Raw genomic sequence first — 16,281 nt, 5'->3', positions numbered from 1 at the left:
CTGGGCCCAAAACAATAAAAGCCCCTAAGCGCAGGAAACTTCAGCATGTTCTTCGCTCGTCTCTCTATCCAATGGCGAATCACGCTCTTGAGTGGCCTGTGCCTGCTCGCCGTCGTCGGCGCACTGACCGGTGCCTCCCTGTATCAGAACCAGCAAGGCGCAACGCTGCTCAAGCAGCAAAGCAGTCAACTGCTCGGGCGCTCGGCCCTGGAAGGTTTGCAGGCACAGGGCCTAGCCCACGGTCAGCGGGTGGAACGTTTTTTCAGCGAAACGGCGATCTATGGGGAAGGTTTTGCCCAGCAGGTCTTGCAACTGCGCGCCCAGGCGTGGAACGGGCGACTGACGCCAGGGCAACTGCGCCGGGACCTGATCGCCGCAACCCGCCAAGCCCTTCAGAACCGCGAAAAAGTCCTCGGTTTCTACGTGGTGCTGCTGCCCGACGCGCTGGTCGGTGAAGATGCCGCTTTCACTGGCCAACGCGATCTGGCCGGCAATGAAAAAGGTCGCTTTGCCCTGTACTGGTCGCAAAGCCAACCCGGCCATTTGGTGCAAGAGGTGCTCAGCGAAGCCCAGATCAGCGCCAACACCGCACCACCGGGCAGCGAGCCGGCCAACGCCTGGTACGTCTGCCCGCAGACCCTGGGGCGCACCTGCGTGACAGAGCCCTACGCGATCGAGGTCGAAGGCCAGAAGACCTTGATGAGCAGCATCTCCATACCGTTGCTGGACCAGGGCAAAGTCATCGGCGTGGTGGGCATGGACATCAGCCTCGATACCCTCCAGCAACTCGCCGCCAGCCTTGCCAACGACCTGTATCCCGGCCACAGCGAGATCAACATTCTTTCCCCGTCAGGGCAAGTTGCCGGCCATAGCGGCACGGTTGACGGCACCTCCGTCGACGTTCGACAAGCCGTGCAAACCGTCCCCGACAATACCCCCTGGCAATTGCAGATACGCGTGCCCGAAACGCTAGTGCAAGCACCGGCCCTGCACATGCAGGCGCAGTTGGACGACAAGTATCGCCAGGCCAACTGGTTCAACCTCAGCCTCGGCTTGCTGGCTGCCGGTTTGGGCCTGTTGCTCATCTGGCTCACCGCTTACGGCGTGACCCGGCCGCTGCTGCGGGTGGCGCACATGCTCGACGCCATTGTCGAGGGCGACGGCGATCTCACCCAGCGCCTGCCCAACGACCGCCACGATGAATTGGGCCAACTGGCGAAGGGCTTCAATCGCTTTCTCGACAAATTGCAGCCCATCATCCGCGATATCCAGCAAGCCTCCCTGGACACCCGCGACACCGCCGACACGTCGGCACAGGTGGCCCGGGAAGTCAGCGCGGGCATGCACACGCAGTACCGGGAAGTCGAACTGGCGGCAACGGCCTTGCATGAAATGAGCACCAGCGCCCAGGAAGTGGCGCGCCATTCCCACCAGGCGGCCGATGCCGCCACCGTCGCCGAAAGCGCAAGCCGATCGGGGCGTGAACTGTTCGCCAACGCGGTCAGCAGCATCGACAGCCTGGACCGGCGCCTGGAGACCACGCTTGAGCAAGTGCAGGCGCTGGCCGGCAACAGTCAACACATCGGCCAGGTGCTGGACGTGATCTGCGCCATTGCCCAGCAAACCAACCTGCTGGCCTTGAATGCCGCCATCGAAGCCGCCAGGGCGGGTGAACAGGGGCGCGGCTTCGCAGTGGTGGCCGACGAAGTTCGCCATTTGGCCAGCAACACCCAGAACTCGGTCGAGCAGATACGCACGGTGATCGAAGCGCTGCAGCAGTTGAGCCAGGAGGTCGTGCACAGCACCCATTTGAGCCGCGAGCAGGCCAGGGACAGCGTCGTTCAAGTCGAAAAGACCCAGGCGGCACTGCAACACATCAGCGACGCCGTGGAAGTGATCGAACACATGAACCAGCAGATCGCCAGCGCGGCCCTGGAGCAAAGCGCTGTGGTGGAAGACATCAGCCATCGCGTCAGTGACATTCGAGGGATCAGCCAGACCTTGACCGGCCAGATGGAACAAGCATCGCAAACGAGCCACTCATTGCATGCCATGGCCAACCATCAGCAAGAGTTGGTGGGCCACTTCCGGGTTTAAGGGGGATTACACAATTTCACAGAGCGCCTACAAAGCTTCACCCCTGCCGTTGGTCAGGCCCCCTACCATGGGCGGCTCAATAGTGGGGAAGCACCATGTCCAAGAATCCTGTCGTCACACTGGGCCTGTTGGTCGGCACGCTGCTGCTCAGTGGCTGTGATAGCACCTCGACCCCGGAAGCCTCCGCCCCGCTGGCAAGCGTGCGTGTCGAAACCGTCCAGGCCCGCCCCCTGTCGATCAGCAACGAGCTGAGTGGCCGGATCGCCGCGCCACGGGTGGCCGAAGTCCGGGCGCGGGTGGCCGGCGTGGTCTTGCAGCGGGTGTTTCGTGAAGGCCGCGACGTCAAACAGGGCGAGGTGCTGTTTCGCATCGATCCGGCGCCATTCAAGGCCGACCTGGACAGTGCCCAGGCGGCGTTGCGCAAGGCCGAGGCCAATGCGTTCCAGGCCCGCTTGCAGGCGCAACGTTACGCCCAGTTGATCGATGACAAGGCGATCAGTGGCCAGGACTACGACAACGCCCGGGCCAGCGTGCGCCAGACTGCCGCCGACGTCGCTGCCAGCAAGGCCGCGGTGGAACGGGCGAAACTGAACCTCGGGTACGCCACGGTAACCGCACCGATTTCCGGACGGATCGGTCGCGCCCTGGTGACGGAAGGCGCCCTGGTCGGGCAGAACGAAAGCACGCCGTTGGCATTGATCCAGCAACTGGACCCGATCCACGCCGACCTCACGCAATCGACCCGCGAACTCAACGACCTGCGCCGCGCCTTTCGCGCAGGGCTTTTGCAAGCGGTCGGCCAGGGCCAGGCCAAGGCCACGTTGATTCAGGACGATGGCAGCCCCTATCCGCTGCCCGGCAAGTTGCTGTTCACCGACCTCAGCGTCGACCCGAGCACCGGCCAGATCACTCTGCGCAGCGAATTCCCCAACCCCGACCTGGACCTGCTGCCGGGCAGTTTCATCCGCGTGCGCCTCGAACAAGCGGTCAACAGCCAAGGCATCACCGTGCCACAGCGGGCGATCCTGCGCGACAGCGCCGGGGTCGCCCAGGTGTTGCTGCTGGACGCCGAACAGAAGGTCAGCCAGCAACCGGTGCAACTGGGCGTCGCGCAAAACGATCGCTGGGTCGTCACGCACGGTTTGAAACCCGGCGACCGCATCGTCATCGAAGGCCTGCAACACGCTCGCCCCGGTGAGCAGGTCCAGGTCGATGACACCCCACTTCCCCTCGCCCAGGTTCCCGGGCCACAGGCAGGACACTAAGCCATGCCGCAATTCTTCATCGACCGCCCGGTGTTCGCCTGGGTCGTTGCGTTGTTCATCCTGTTGGCCGGTATCCTGGCCACTCCGCAACTGCCGGTGGCGCAATACCCGGTCGTGGCCCCACCACAAATCGAAATCTACACCGTCTACCCGGGTGCTTCGGCGCAAACCGTGGACGAAAGCGTGGTCAGCCTGATCGAGGAAGAACTCAACGGCGCCGACAACCTGCTGTATTTCGAATCCCAGAGCAGCCTGGGCAGCGCCACCATCACCGCGACCTTCCAACCCGGCACCAACCCGGAACTGGCCCAGGTCGATGTGCAGAACCGCCTCAAGGCCGTGGAGTCGCGCCTGCCGCAAGCGGTGACCCAGCAAGGCTTGCAAGTGGACAAAGTCTCCGCCGGCTTCCTGCTGCTGATCACTCTCACCTCCAGCGACGGCAAGCTCGACGACGTGGCCCTCAGCGACTACCTGGCGCGCAACGTGATGAACGAGATCAAGCGCCTGGACGGTGTCGGCAAGGCCCAGTTGTACGGGGCCGAACGGGCCATGCGGATCTGGATCGACCCGCAGAAACTCGTCGGTTTCAACCTGACCCCGGCCGACATCAATGCCGCCATCGTGGCGCAGAACGCCCAGGTGTCGGCCGGCAGCCTGGGCGATTTGCCGAGCCGCAGCACCCAGGAAATCACCGCGACCATCGTCGTCAAAGGCCAGCTCAACACGCCGCAAGAGTTCGCCGACATTGTGCTCAAGGCCAACCCCGATGGCTCAACGGTGCGCATTGCCGACGTGGCACGGGTGGAAATCGGCAGCCAGGAATACCAGTTTTCCACGCGCCTGAACGGCAAGCCGTCCACCGCCGTGGCCGTGCAACTGTCGCCGGGCGCCAACGCCTTGAACACCGCGACCCTGGTGCGCAACAAGATGGACGAGCTGTCGCGCTACTTCCCGGCCGGCGTGGAATACAAGATTCCCTACGACACGTCGCCGTTCGTCAAGGTCTCGATCACCAAGGTGATCTACACCCTCGGCGAGGCGATGTTGCTGGTGTTCGCGGTAATGTTCCTGTTCCTGCAGAACATCCGCTACACCCTGATCCCGACATTGGTGGTGCCGGTGGCGCTGATGGGCACCTTCGCGACGATGCTCGCGCTGGGTTTCTCGATCAACGTGCTGACCATGTTCGGCATGGTGCTGGCCATCGGCATCCTGGTGGACGATGCCATCGTGGTGGTGGAGAACGTCGAGCGGATCATGGCCCAGGAAGGCTTGTCGCCCAAGGAGGCCACGCGCAAGGCCATGGGGCAGATCACCGGGGCGATCATCGGCATCACCCTGGTGCTGGTGGCGGTGTTCATTCCGATGGCCTTCATGCAGGGCTCGGTGGGGGTGATCTACCAGCAGTTCTCGCTGTCGATGGCGACCTCGATCCTGTTCTCGGCGTTTCTCGCCCTGACCTTGACCCCGGCGCTTTGCGCGACCTTGCTCAAACCGGTCGCCAAAGGTGATCACCACGCCAAGACGGGGTTCTTCGGTATGTTCAACCGTGGTTTCGACCGATTCGGCGAGCGCTATCAAGGTTGGGTGGCCTATGCGCTGAAACGCAGCGGCCGTTATCTGCTGATCTACGGCGTGCTGCTGGTGGGCATGGGCCTGCTGTTCAGTCGCCTGCCCTCCTCGTTCCTGCCGGTGGAAGACCAGGGCTACACCATCACCGACATCCAGTTGCCACCGGGTGCCAGCAAAAACCGTACGGTGCAGGTGGTGGAGCAGATCGAAGCCCACAACGCCGGCGAACCGGGGGTCGGTGACAGCACGATCATTCTCGGTTTCAGCTTTTCCGGCAGCGGGCAGAACGCGGCCCTGGCCTTCACCACCCTCAAGGACTGGTCGCAACGCGGCGCCGATGATTCGGCGGCGTCCATTGCCGACCGTGCCAACCTGGCGCTGAGCCAGATCAAGGACGCCATGGCGTTCTCGGTGCTACCGCCGCCAGTGGACGGCCTGGGCACTTCCAGCGGTTTCGAGTTTCGTTTGCAGGACCGTGGTGGCCTCGGCCATGCCACCTTGATGCAGGCCCGCAGCGAATTGCTCGCCGCCGCCGACAAAAGCCCGATGCTGATGAATGTGCGTGAAAGCGCCCTGGCGGAGGCGCCGCAGGTGCAATTGGAGGTCGACCGCAAGCAGGCCAATGCCCTGGGCATTTCCTTTGCCGACGTCGGTAGTGTGTTGTCCACGGCAGTGGGTTCGACCTACATCAACGACTTCCCCAACCAGGGGCGCATGCAACGGGTGGTGGTCCAGGCCGAGGGCGACCAGCGCAGCCAGGTCGAAGACTTGCTGAAGATTCATGTGCGCAACAACAATGGAAAAATGGTCCCGTTGTCAGCCTTCGTCCAGGCCCGCTGGACCCAGGGGCCGGCGCAATTGACCCGCTATAACGGTTATCCGGCGGTGAGCATTTCCGGTGAACCGGCACCGGGCTACAGCACCGGGCAAGCCATGGCTGAAATCGAACGGCTGGTGGCCTTGGGGCCGACGGGCCTGGGCCAGGAATGGACCGGGTTGTCCTTGCAGGAACGCTTGTCCGGCAGCCAGGCGCCCATCCTGTTGGGCCTGTCACTGCTGGTGGTGTTCCTGTGCCTGGCGGCGTTGTACGAGAGCTGGTCGATCCCGACTTCGGTGTTGCTGGTGGTGCCGCTGGGTGTACTCGGCGCGGTATTGGCGGTGTCGTTGCGCGGCATGCCTAACGATGTGTTCTTCAAGATCGGGCTGATCACCATCATCGGCCTGTCGGCGAAAAACGCGATCCTGATCATCGAGTTCGCCAAGAGCCTGTACGACGAAGGCCACGACCTGATCGACGCCACGCTCCAGGCTGCACGCCTGCGCCTGCGGCCGATCATCATGACCTCGCTGGCCTTCATCCTTGGGGTGGTACCGCTGGCGATTGCCACGGGCGCCAGTTCGGCAAGCCAGCAGGCCATCGGTACCGGAGTGATCGGCGGGATGATCACCGCCACGCTGGCGGTGGTGTTCGTGCCGGTGTTTTTTGTGGTGGTGATGAAGCGTGTCAGGCGTGTTGACCGCAAGTGAGGCTAGGCCGGATTACCGCTATCGCGAGCAGGCTCGCTCCCACAGGGGTTGTGCTGTGCCAGAAAAACCGCAGGCAATCACAGATCAAAACTGTGGGAGCGGGCTTGCTCGCGAAGAGGCCAGCACATTCAACATCTTCATTGACTGTGACGCCGCCTTCGCGAGCAAGCTCGCTCCCACAGGGGCCTGCGGGGCACCTGAATTGTGTGCCTGTCGAAGATCAACTGTGGGAGCGAGCTTGCTCGCGATAGCGGCAGCGAGCCCAGCCCTCAGTCCGCCTGCACCGTGACCTGGCGCTGTTCGCCCAAGCCCTGGATTCCCAGGCGCATGGTCTGGCCCGGCCGCAGGAACACCGGGTTGGGCTTGATGCCCAAGCCGACGCCGGGCGGCGTGCCGGTGGAGATCACATCCCCCGGTTGCAGGCTCATGCACCGGCTCAGGTAGGCAATCAGTTGCGGCACGCTGAAGATCAGCGTTCGGGTATTGCCGTTCTGATAGCGGTGTCCGTCGACCTCCAGCCACAGGTCCAGCGTATGCGGGTCGGCAACTTCGTCCCGCGTCACCAGCCACGGCCCGAGGGGACCGAAGGTGTCAAAGCCCTTGCCCTTGTCCCAGGTGCCGCCGCGCTCCAGTTGCCACTCACGCTCGGACACATCGTTGATGACACAGTAACCGGCGACATGCTCCATGGCATTGGCTTCATCGATGTAGCGCCCGCCTTTACCGATGACCACGCCCAGCTCGACTTCCCAGTCGGTCTTGAGCGAGCCACGGGGGATCTGGACGTCGTCGTTCGGCCCGCAAATGGCACTGGTCCATTTGTTGAAGATGATCGGCTCTTTGGGCACTTCCATGTTCGACTCGGCCGCATGGTCGGCGTAGTTCAGGCCAATGCAGATGAATTTGCCGACCTGGCCGACGCAGGCACCGATCCGTGGCTGGCCGGCCACGATCGGCAGGCTGCGCGGGTCGAGGGCGGCGAGCGCTGCCAGGCTGTCCGGGCCGAGGACCTGCCCGGCGATGTCCGGCACATGGGCCGAGAGGTCGCGGATCTGATTGTCGGCATCCAACAGCCCGGGTTTTTCGGAACCTTTTTCGCCGTAGCGCAATAGTTTCATGTCGTGCTCCTGCTCAAGTGAAGACCGGGATTCAGATGCTCATGCCACCGTCGATGATGTGGATGGCACCCGTGGTGTAGGCGGACGCATCGCTGCCCAGGTACAACGCCAACTGCGCGATCTCTTCAGTGTGGCCGATGCGGCCCATGGGCTGGCGGTCGAGAAATTGCCGGTAGACCTGCGCCTCATCGACGCCCTGCTGCGCGGCCTGGTCAGCGATGCGCTGGCGCAACGAGGGTGAATCCACAGTGCCCGGGCAGATCGCGTTGCAGCGGATGCCCTGGCTGACGAAGTCGATGGCGACGGCCTTGGTCAGGCCCACGACTGCAGCCTTGCTGGTGGCATAGGCGAAGCGATTGGGCACGCCCTTGACGCTGGAGGCCACCGACGACATGTTGATGATCGAACCGCCGCCACGGGCCAACATGCCCGGCAGGAACGCCTGGATCATCCGGTACATGGCCGTGACATTGAGGTCCATCGAACGAGCCCAGGCAGCCTCGTCGCAGTCGAGGATGTTGCCGCTGTGCACAAAGCCTGCGCAGTTGAACAACACGTCGAGCCCACCGATGCGTTCACAGGCGGCGCTGATGGCAGCGGGCGACGTGACGTCCAGGGGCATGGCGGTGATCCCTTCGATCCCCGCCAGTGCCTGGATGTCGATGTCAGTGGCGAACACCTCGGCACCGGCGCGGGCGAAGGCAATGGCGCTGGCCAAGCCAATGCCCTGCCCCGCTGCCGTCACCAGTACGCGCTTGTTTTGTAGGTTCATGCGGTCTCCAGTTGCGCTGCCGTAGTGGCGTGCTTGGGTGTCCTGCCGAGCATCGAGGCGGGAATGGCCAGGATCAGTCCACCGCTGACCAAAAGACACAAGGCCAGTACATAGGTGCCGTTGTTGATGTTGCCCGTGAGGGTTTCGGCCACGGCGGTAATCATCGAACCGGTGAAGCCCGACAGGTTGCCGATGGCATTGATCATGCCAATGCCGGCTGCGGCGGCGACGCCCGACAGCACGGTGCCCGGCAGGGTCCAGAAAATCGGCATCAGGCTGAGGATCCCTGAGGCGGAGACACTGAGGAAGAGCACGGACAACACCAGGTTGTCAGCGAAGAACGCACTGAGGATCAGCCCGGCGCCACCGATGAAGGCTGGAATGGCCGCGTGCAGACGCCGCTCGCCGGTGCGGTTGGAATGCCGCGCGTTGAGCAGCATCGCCACGATGGCCACCGAGTAGGGAATGGCGGTCAGCAAACCGATGTGCAAGCTGTTGGTGATGCCGGTGCTCTTGATGATCGACGGCATCCAGAACGCCAGGCCATAGAAGCCAGTGTTGAAGGTCAGCAAGATCAACACCAGCAACCACACCCGAGGGTTGAAGAACACTTCGCTCAAGCGCGTGGCCTTGCCCTGGTTGTCGGTTTGCAGATTGGCCTTGAGCAGGGCTTTTTCCGCGACCGACAGCCATTTGGCTTTGTCGATGTTGTCGGCCAGGCAGACGATCACCACGAACGCCATGATGATCGAAGGAATGCCTTCGATCAGCAACATCCATTGCCAGCCAGACAGGCCATGCACCCCTTGCATGCTGTTCATCAACCAACCGGAAAGTATCCCGCCCAGGGTCAGGCTGACCGGCAACGCCAGCAAGAACCCGGACATCACCCGGCTCTGCCGATGAGTCGGGAACCAGTAATTGAGGTACAGGATCACGCCGGGGAAAAAGCCCGCTTCACAGATGCCCAACAGAAAGCGCAGCACGTAGAACATGGTGCTCGATTCGACGTGGAACAAGCCCGCCAGCGGCACGGTGTAGGCCACGGCCATGGACACCACCGCCCAGGTCAGCATGATCCGGGCAATCCAGAACCGCGCGCCAAAGCGATGCAGCAACAGGTTGCTGGGGACTTCGAAGAGGAAATAGCCCCAGAAAAACATACTGGCGCCCAAGGCATACACGGTGTTGCTGAATTGCAGCTCGTTGAGCATGTCGAGCTTGGCGAACCCGATGTTCACTCGATCGAGGTACGCCGCCATGTAGCACAACAGCAGGACCGGAAGGATGCGCCAGATGACCTTGCGGTAGGTCCGGTCTTCGAAATCCAGTTCGCAGGCGGGAGCCTGCGCGGGCAACTGCTCGGAGATGGTTTGCATGAGGTAACCCCTGATTATTTTTATTGGGTCACGTCGAATGAGCGAATCATCCGGCGATTGAACGAGGACTCTACTGTCGGGGAGCGATTCTTTCCCAATGGCATTTTTGGATTAGTTGATAACCACCTGTTATCGGATTCCAAGGGGCTACTGCGTAGCCCAGCGGGAGCAAGCTCCCTCGCCACGGGGATTGAAGCAAGCTGACCCACCGCTATCGCGAGCAAGCTCGCTCCCACACTGGATCTTCAGCAACTGCAGAATTCAGGTGAACCGCAGCCCCTTGTGGGAGCGAGCTTGCTCGCGATGGCGGCGGCACATTCAACCGCTCATGCGCGCGTTGTCCTTGAGGATCTCGGCGAACTCCAGCGCCGCGCCCACCAACGGTTCATCCTTGCGCGTGAGGATGCCGTAGTCCTGCGGCACCAGGTGCAACGGGGTATCGAGCGTCTTGAGCTGACCGCTTTCGAGCAGCGGATCGACCATCGCATTGGGCAGCATGCCAATCATGGGCCCGCGTTGCAGCACCTGGAGGAAGGTCTGCATGGAAATGGTGTCGATGGTGTTGCGCGGCATTCCCACCCCGGCTTCGGCGAACGCCAGCTCCATGCGTGCGCGAATCGGCGTGCCGACCGGATAGAGAATCCACGGCAAGTCCACCAGTTGCTGCAAGGAGACCGGGCCCGCGCCGGCCAACGGATGGCGATGGTTGACCACGATGCAGAACGGCTCCGGGGCCAACGGCTGGAAGTCATAGCGCTGCTGCTGGCTTTGATCGGTAAAACGGGCCACCGCCAGGTCGAGCGTCTTCTCTTCAAGCATCTCCATCAGGTGGTTACTGGTCTGCTCCACCACTTCAATCGACAGCAACGGCCAGCGCTGCTTGATCTGCAGGATCGCCTCGGGCAAAGCCACCGCAGTGGCGGCAAAGATCCCTCCGACCTTGAGAAAGCCGTGGCCCCCCTCGCGCAAGCTGCTGATCTGTTCGACGAACGAGCGTGCATCATTCAAGGCAATCTGTGCATACCGCAGTACGTGTTCGCCCAAAGCCGTAGGCGGCATGCTCCGAGGCAATCGCTCGAACAAGGCAAAGCCGAGCAGGCTTTCGATTTCCTTGAGCATCTTGCTGATGGCCGGCTGGCTGAGGTTCATCTGCTGCGCCGCCAGGTGCATGTTGCGGGTGCGCCCCAACGTGTCGATCAGCAGCAAGTGGCGGAATTTGAGCCAGCCACAGAAGCTGGAGAAGGACAGATCTGACATGGCGATTCCTCAGGCCGGCGATAACCCGACGTTATCAAATACTGAATATATCTCATTGGAGTTTATCGAGCGGCCACCCTAGCGTGAAGGCTTTACGAACAGGAAGACTTGCCATGTCGCTACTGCTTACTCCCGAGAACACCCTGCCCGTCGATGGCGTGGCCGGAACCCTGATTGGTCGTGCCTGGGTGCCAGGCCGAATCGCCGGGCCTTCGCCCATTGCGTTGCGCAGCGACGGTGTGTTCGATCTCTCGGATCGTTTTGCGACATTGAGTGATCTGCTGGAAACCGAATCGCCGCTGGCCGCCGTGCGACAGACGCCCGGCACCTTCATCGCCAGTGTCGAAGCCCTGCTGGCCAACACCGGCCCTGATGCCGACCCGAGCAAGCCGTCGCTGTTGCCGCCACTGGACCTGCAAGTGATCAAGGCCGCCGGCGTGACCTTCGCCGCCAGCATGATCGAGCGGGTGATTGAGGAACAGGCCGGCGGCGACGCGGCGAAGGCCGAAGCCGTGCGCGCCACGGTGCACAGCGTGATCGGCGACAACCTGCGCACGATCGTGCCGGGCTCCGAGCAAGCCATGCGCCTGAAGGCCCTGCTCATCGAACAGGGCATGTGGTCGCAGTACCTGGAGGTCGGCATCGGCCCGGATGCGGAAATCTTCACCAAGGCACCGGTCCTGGCCGCCGTGGGCAGCGGCAGCCGCATCGGCATTCACCCCGGCTCGCAATGGAACAACCCGGAGCCCGAAGTGGTGCTGGCCGTGAACAGCCGGGGCCAGATCCTCGGCGCCAGCCTGGGCAACGACGTCAACCTGCGGGATTTCGAAGGCCGCAGCGCACTGTTGCTGAGCAAGGCCAAGGACAACAACGCCTCCTGCGCCATCGGGCCGTTCATTCGCCTGTTTGACGAACACTTCAGCCTGGATGACGTCCGCGCCTGCGTGGTCGATCTTAAGGTACAGGGAGAAGACGGCTACCGCCTGCACGGTTCGAGTTCCATGAGCCAGATCAGCCGTGACCCGCAGGACCTGGCAGGACAGACGCTCAACGCCAATCACCAATACCCGGACGGGTTTGTGCTGTTTCTCGGTACCCTGTTCGCCCCCACCGAAGACCGTGATCATCCCGGCAGCGGTTTCACCCACAAACGCGGGGACGTGGTCAGCATCAGCAGCCCGCTGCTCGGAAGCCTGCATAACCAGGTGACCCACAGCTGCGATGCCGCCCCCTGGACCTTTGGCGTCAGCGCCTTGCTGCGTAACCTTGCCGCCCGCGGGCTGCTGGAGCGCTAAAACGCCGCGACCGTGAACGATTCATCCAATTACAAGAGAGAAATGAATCATGAGTGACACGCCAAAACGCCGCCTGCGCAGCGAGCAATGGTTCAATGACCCTGCCCACGCGGACATGACCGCCCTGTATGTCGAACGCTACATGAACTACGGCATGACCCGCGAAGAGCTGCAATCGGGACGCCCGATCATCGGCATCGCCCAGACCGGCAGCGACCTGACCCCCTGCAACCGTCATCACCTGGAACTGGCACAACGGGTCAAGGCCGGCATCCGTGATGCCGGTGGCATCCCCATGGAATTCCCGGTGCACCCGATCGCCGAACAGTCGCGTCGGCCCACCGCCGCGCTGGACCGCAACCTGGCGTACCTGGGGCTGGTGGAGATTCTTCACGGTTACCCATTGGACGGCGTGGTGCTCACCACCGGCTGCGACAAGACCACCCCGGCCTGCCTGATGGCCGCGGCGACCACCGACTTGCCAGCCATTGTCCTGTCCGGCGGGCCGATGCTCGACGGCCACCACAAGGGCGAGCTGATCGGCTCCGGCACCGTGCTCTGGCATGCGCGCAACCTGATGGCCGCCGGCGAGATCGACTACGAAGGCTTCATGGAGATGACCACTGCGGCATCGCCGTCGGTGGGGCACTGCAACACCATGGGCACCGCCTTGTCGATGAACGCCCTGGCCGAAGCCCTGGGCATGTCGTTGCCCGGTTGCGCGAGCATTCCGGCGCCCTATCGCGAGCGCGGGCAAATGGCTTATGCCACCGGCAAGCGCATCTGCGACCTGGTGCTGCAAGACATACGCCCGTCACAAATCATGACCCGCCAGGCCTTCGAGAACGCCATCGCCGTCGCCTCGGCACTCGGCGCTTCGAGCAACTGCCCGCCGCACCTGATCGCCATCGCCCGGCACATGGGCGTCGAGTTGAGCCTGGACGACTGGCAACGGATTGGCGAAGACGTGCCGCTGCTGGTCAATTGCATGCCAGCGGGCAAGTACCTGGGTGAAGGCTTCCATCGGGCCGGCGGCGTGCCAGCGGTCATGCATGAACTGCAAAAAGCCGGACGCCTGCACGAAGGCTGCGCCACGGTCAGCGGCAAGACCATCGGCGAAATCGTCAGCAACAGCCTGACCAGCAACGCCGATGTGATTCACCCCTTCGACACCCCACTCAAGCACCGCGCTGGTTTCATCGTGCTCAGCGGCAATTTCTTCGACAGCGCGATCATGAAGATGTCGGTGGTGGGCGAAGCGTTTCGCAAGACCTACCTGTCCGAGCCCGGCGCCGAGAATAGCTTTGAAGCCCGGGCCATCGTGTTCGAAGGACCGGAGGACTACCACGCCCGCATCGACGACCCGGCGCTGGACATCGACGAGCGCTGCATCCTGGTCATCCGTGGCGTTGGCACCGTGGGTTACCCCGGCAGCGCCGAGGTGGTGAACATGGCCCCTCCGGCGGCGCTGATCAAGCAAGGCATCGACTCCCTGCCCTGCCTCGGCGACGGACGTCAGAGCGGCACCTCGGCGAGCCCATCGATCCTCAACATGTCCCCGGAAGCGGCCGTGGGTGGCGGCCTGGCGTTGCTGAAAACCAACGACCGGCTGAAAGTGGACCTCAATACCCGCACCGTGAACCTGCTGATCGACGACGCCGAGATGGCCCAGCGCCGACTCGAGTGGATACCGAATATCCCGCCGTCACAAACACCTTGGCAGGAACTGTACCGGCAACTGGTGGGACAGCTTTCCACGGGGGGCTGCCTGGAGCCGGCGACGTTGCATCTGCGCGTGATTGCTCGTAGTGGTGAGCCGCGTCATTCGCACTGAGTCCAGACGGACGATTGTTCACGTACGTTGAATGCTGATGCCAACCCAGAGGGATTTATTCCAAGGGCGCAAAGGAGAAAGATGCGCGCCAGGGGCCTTCGCCCTGCCGCATCTTTCTCACACCCACGGAGTCGATCCATGCCATTTGCCAACTACAAATTCCCCGAAGGGATCCTGGACCACGCTCGCAAAGAAGAGATCATCCATCGCACCACAGAAATGTTCGTCGAGTACTTCGGCGAGGGAGTCCGTCCGTTCACCATGGTGCTGGTCGAAGAGGTGGCAGACGGCGGATGGGGGCGCGCGGATGAAACGCTGACGCTGGCGAAGATGGGGCTGCCTGCCAAAGGACAATAGCGCCTGTGGAGCATCAACGACGCATCGCGCTCCCCGTTGGCTACTGTGACGGCACCCGTCGCCATCGGTAGCCCCCAATAACCATGGAGCGTCAGCTTGCAGCGTCGTGCGCAGTCGCCGCCACTGCCTGGAGCCCACCAAGGGCATAGCTCATCATGTGGTCGATCAAACCCTGCGGCTCGAGACTCAAGCCTTGCAGCACATGCCGCTTTAACGGCTGGTGGGCTATCAGCAGAAAAAGACAGGGGGCGAAGACGCTGATGGCGCTGCGCAAGGTTGTCGGGTGATCTGCTGGCAAGTTCATGATTTGCCCAAGCAAGCCACGCAGTATGTGCGCCTTGGGAAACGATTGTTCCTTGAGTACCACCTCGAACTCGGGAGAAGGCGAAAGCACTTCGCGCGTGAGCACTTTCAGCGCCCAGCCATCCGGATGGTCGTGCAGGCGCTCGACCAGCACGGTGATGAGGGCACGTAATTTGTCTTGCGGCGAGCCGGGCCGCTCGTTAAGCGAAACCAGAGTTTCCATCCGCACCAACCGAGCGTGGGCTTCGAGCAATACCGCGCGGTACAGGCCCTCTTTGTTTACGAAGTGATAATTCACCGCCGCACTGTTGGCTTGCGAACGTTCGCAAATCTGCTTGCTGGTGGTGTTGGCCAACCCTTGTTCGGCAAACAACTCACCCGCCTTTTCCAGAATCTGCAGCCGCGTTGCCTGCCCATCGAGTCGCGAAGCACGAGGCAGGGAAGGCTTGCCAATGGCATTGTCCATGAGCTCATCTCTTTATAGTTCTAATTCAAATTTGACTTTTTATTTCGGTCTACCTATTTTGGTCCCGTCATTGTCCCTTTACAACACCGCGCGAGGACTTCGCAGCCGATGCTGCGGGCTTTTCACGCACTACCAAGGAAATACCGTCATGGAAGCGCGCGTAATGACACCTTTCACCTACTTCTCATTGCCAATGCAGAAACAGTTCCTGGCCAATCAGCGGGCCATCCAAGGCAAACCCTACGCCGACTTTTTCCGCTCGAAGATCAGCGTGCCGCTCAGCGCCGTCGAAAAGATACAGCAAGGCCCCATGCCCTTGGCTGACACCTTGACGCCCAGCGTGGAAGACCTTAACCGCATGCTCGCCGCTGATTTCATTAGCGAAGAGGCCGGATACGCCCTGCTGCCTGGGCCGATGGCCTACGTGCAAAGTCGCAAGTTTTTCCCCAACTGCACCGCTGAAATGCTCAAGTGGTGGTTCATGTGGCATCCACTGGAGGCTGAACGCTACACCCTGTGGTTTCCTTATGCCCATGTGGAGAACCCCTGCGTTCATCACGAGCGCCTCCTGGACGATACCCTGAGCTTCGAGGAGCGCTTGTACGGCAATACCTTTTGCGCCTCCGAGTACGTCGGTGACCGCCTCATGCACCTGCACATTGATTTCAGGGACCCCTGCGAACTGGGCTTCTGTCCGGACCTGTATCGCGAATCCAAAATAGACGGCAGCGTCAGCGCCTTGATGAGCCTGGCCCACGAGCCGCAAGTGCCGGTGTCGCTGATGGCGCACTTGTTCAAGGAATGTCCGGAGGGTTTGTACCTGACGAGCCGTTACTGGGTCGGCAGCCACCCTGCCATGCAGCGTTTTCCAGGCGCCGAGCGAGCCGCTCGGCTACTGGAAGAAAACGGCCTGGGAGAAGTGGAGCTGGAAACCCTGGCTTATGAATTTGCGGTGCATGACTTGTGTGAGTTCAACCACCTGGCCAGCATCCTGCCGAGCCTTCATGCACGATTCAGCGGCACGAAATAAGCGCATCCC

The 16,281-nt window shown here is 62.2% G+C and carries 12 protein-coding genes and 1 pseudogene; 8 read left to right on the top strand and 5 right to left on the bottom strand.

Annotated features, from left to right (window positions below; genetic code table 11):
* Positions 1-45: 45 nt before the first annotated feature.
* The 4 genes and pseudogenes from LOY50_RS29115 to LOY50_RS11880 form a co-directional block, all read left to right on the top strand.
* Positions 46-1,239, top strand: a pseudogene (locus tag LOY50_RS29115) (HAMP domain-containing protein); the annotation flags it as partial.
* 102 nt (positions 1,240-1,341) lie between these two features.
* Positions 1,342-2,097: a methyl-accepting chemotaxis protein gene (locus tag LOY50_RS29110; protein WP_408980864.1), complete on the top strand. Its 756-nt coding sequence runs from the start codon at positions 1,342-1,344 to the stop codon at positions 2,095-2,097.
* Between the two features lie 95 nt (positions 2,098-2,192).
* Entirely contained in the window at positions 2,193-3,362 is a 1,170-nt protein-coding gene (locus tag LOY50_RS11885; protein ID WP_258690934.1) for an efflux RND transporter periplasmic adaptor subunit, read from the top strand.
* A 3-nt stretch (positions 3,363-3,365) separates the two neighbouring features.
* Positions 3,366-6,461: an efflux RND transporter permease subunit gene (locus LOY50_RS11880; RefSeq protein ID WP_258690933.1), complete on the top strand. Its 3,096-nt coding sequence runs from the start codon at positions 3,366-3,368 to the stop codon at positions 6,459-6,461.
* A 269-nt stretch (positions 6,462-6,730) separates the two neighbouring features.
* Here LOY50_RS11880 and LOY50_RS11875 read toward each other — a convergent pair whose 3' ends face one another.
* The 4 genes from LOY50_RS11875 to LOY50_RS11860 all read right to left on the bottom strand — a co-directional run bounded on the left by LOY50_RS11875 (position 6,731) and on the right by LOY50_RS11860 (position 10,987).
* Complete coding sequence (locus LOY50_RS11875; protein ID WP_258690932.1) at positions 6,731-7,579, bottom strand: ureidoglycolate lyase; 849 nt, start codon at positions 7,577-7,579, stop codon at positions 6,731-6,733.
* A gap of 31 nt (positions 7,580-7,610) precedes the next feature.
* The gene (locus tag LOY50_RS11870; RefSeq protein WP_253473748.1) at positions 7,611-8,351 is read right to left on the bottom strand and encodes an SDR family oxidoreductase; all 741 of its coding nucleotides are present in this window, start codon (positions 8,349-8,351) and stop codon (positions 7,611-7,613) included.
* Positions 8,348-9,730 (bottom strand): MFS transporter, encoded by a 1,383-nt coding sequence (locus LOY50_RS11865; protein WP_258690931.1) that lies wholly within the window; start codon positions 9,728-9,730, stop codon positions 8,348-8,350. Before LOY50_RS11865 ends, LOY50_RS11870 begins: the two co-directional genes overlap by 4 nt.
* Positions 9,731-10,048: 318 nt before the next feature.
* On the bottom strand, positions 10,049-10,987 hold the full coding sequence (locus LOY50_RS11860; RefSeq protein WP_214509284.1) for a LysR family transcriptional regulator: 939 nt from the start codon (positions 10,985-10,987) through the stop codon (positions 10,049-10,051).
* Positions 10,988-11,100: 113 nt separating this feature from the next.
* Here LOY50_RS11860 and LOY50_RS11855 point away from each other — a divergent pair, with 113 nt between their 5' ends.
* The 3 genes from LOY50_RS11855 (at position 11,101) to LOY50_RS11845 (ending at position 14,473) form a co-directional block, all read left to right on the top strand.
* Positions 11,101-12,282: a fumarylacetoacetate hydrolase family protein gene (locus tag LOY50_RS11855; RefSeq protein WP_258690930.1), complete on the top strand. Its 1,182-nt coding sequence runs from the start codon at positions 11,101-11,103 to the stop codon at positions 12,280-12,282.
* Between the two features lie 49 nt (positions 12,283-12,331).
* Positions 12,332-14,116 (top strand): IlvD/Edd family dehydratase, encoded by a 1,785-nt coding sequence (locus LOY50_RS11850; protein WP_253473740.1) that lies wholly within the window; start codon positions 12,332-12,334, stop codon positions 14,114-14,116.
* 138 nt (positions 14,117-14,254) lie between these two features.
* Positions 14,255-14,473: a 4-oxalocrotonate tautomerase family protein gene (locus LOY50_RS11845; protein ID WP_003200762.1), complete on the top strand. Its 219-nt coding sequence runs from the start codon at positions 14,255-14,257 to the stop codon at positions 14,471-14,473.
* A 91-nt stretch (positions 14,474-14,564) separates the two neighbouring features.
* Here LOY50_RS11845 and LOY50_RS11840 read toward each other — a convergent pair whose 3' ends face one another.
* Positions 14,565-15,242 carry a TetR/AcrR family transcriptional regulator gene (locus tag LOY50_RS11840; RefSeq protein ID WP_253473738.1) on the bottom strand — a complete coding sequence of 226 codons (678 nt, stop codon included), beginning with the start codon at positions 15,240-15,242 and terminating at the stop codon, positions 14,565-14,567.
* Between the two features lie 148 nt (positions 15,243-15,390).
* On the opposite strand from LOY50_RS11840, the gene LOY50_RS11835 reads away from it, so the two are divergent.
* The gene (locus LOY50_RS11835) at positions 15,391-16,272 is read left to right on the top strand and encodes a DAPG hydrolase family protein (protein WP_018600491.1); all 882 of its coding nucleotides are present in this window, start codon (positions 15,391-15,393) and stop codon (positions 16,270-16,272) included.
* Positions 16,273-16,281 lie beyond the last annotated feature (9 nt).

It is taken from the genome of Pseudomonas sp. B21-010, from assembly GCF_024749325.1.
Taxonomy (GTDB): domain Bacteria; phylum Pseudomonadota; class Gammaproteobacteria; order Pseudomonadales; family Pseudomonadaceae; genus Aquipseudomonas; species Aquipseudomonas kilonensis.
Note: the sequence above shows the minus strand (reverse complement) of the source record. Positions and strands in the feature narration are given on the sequence as shown.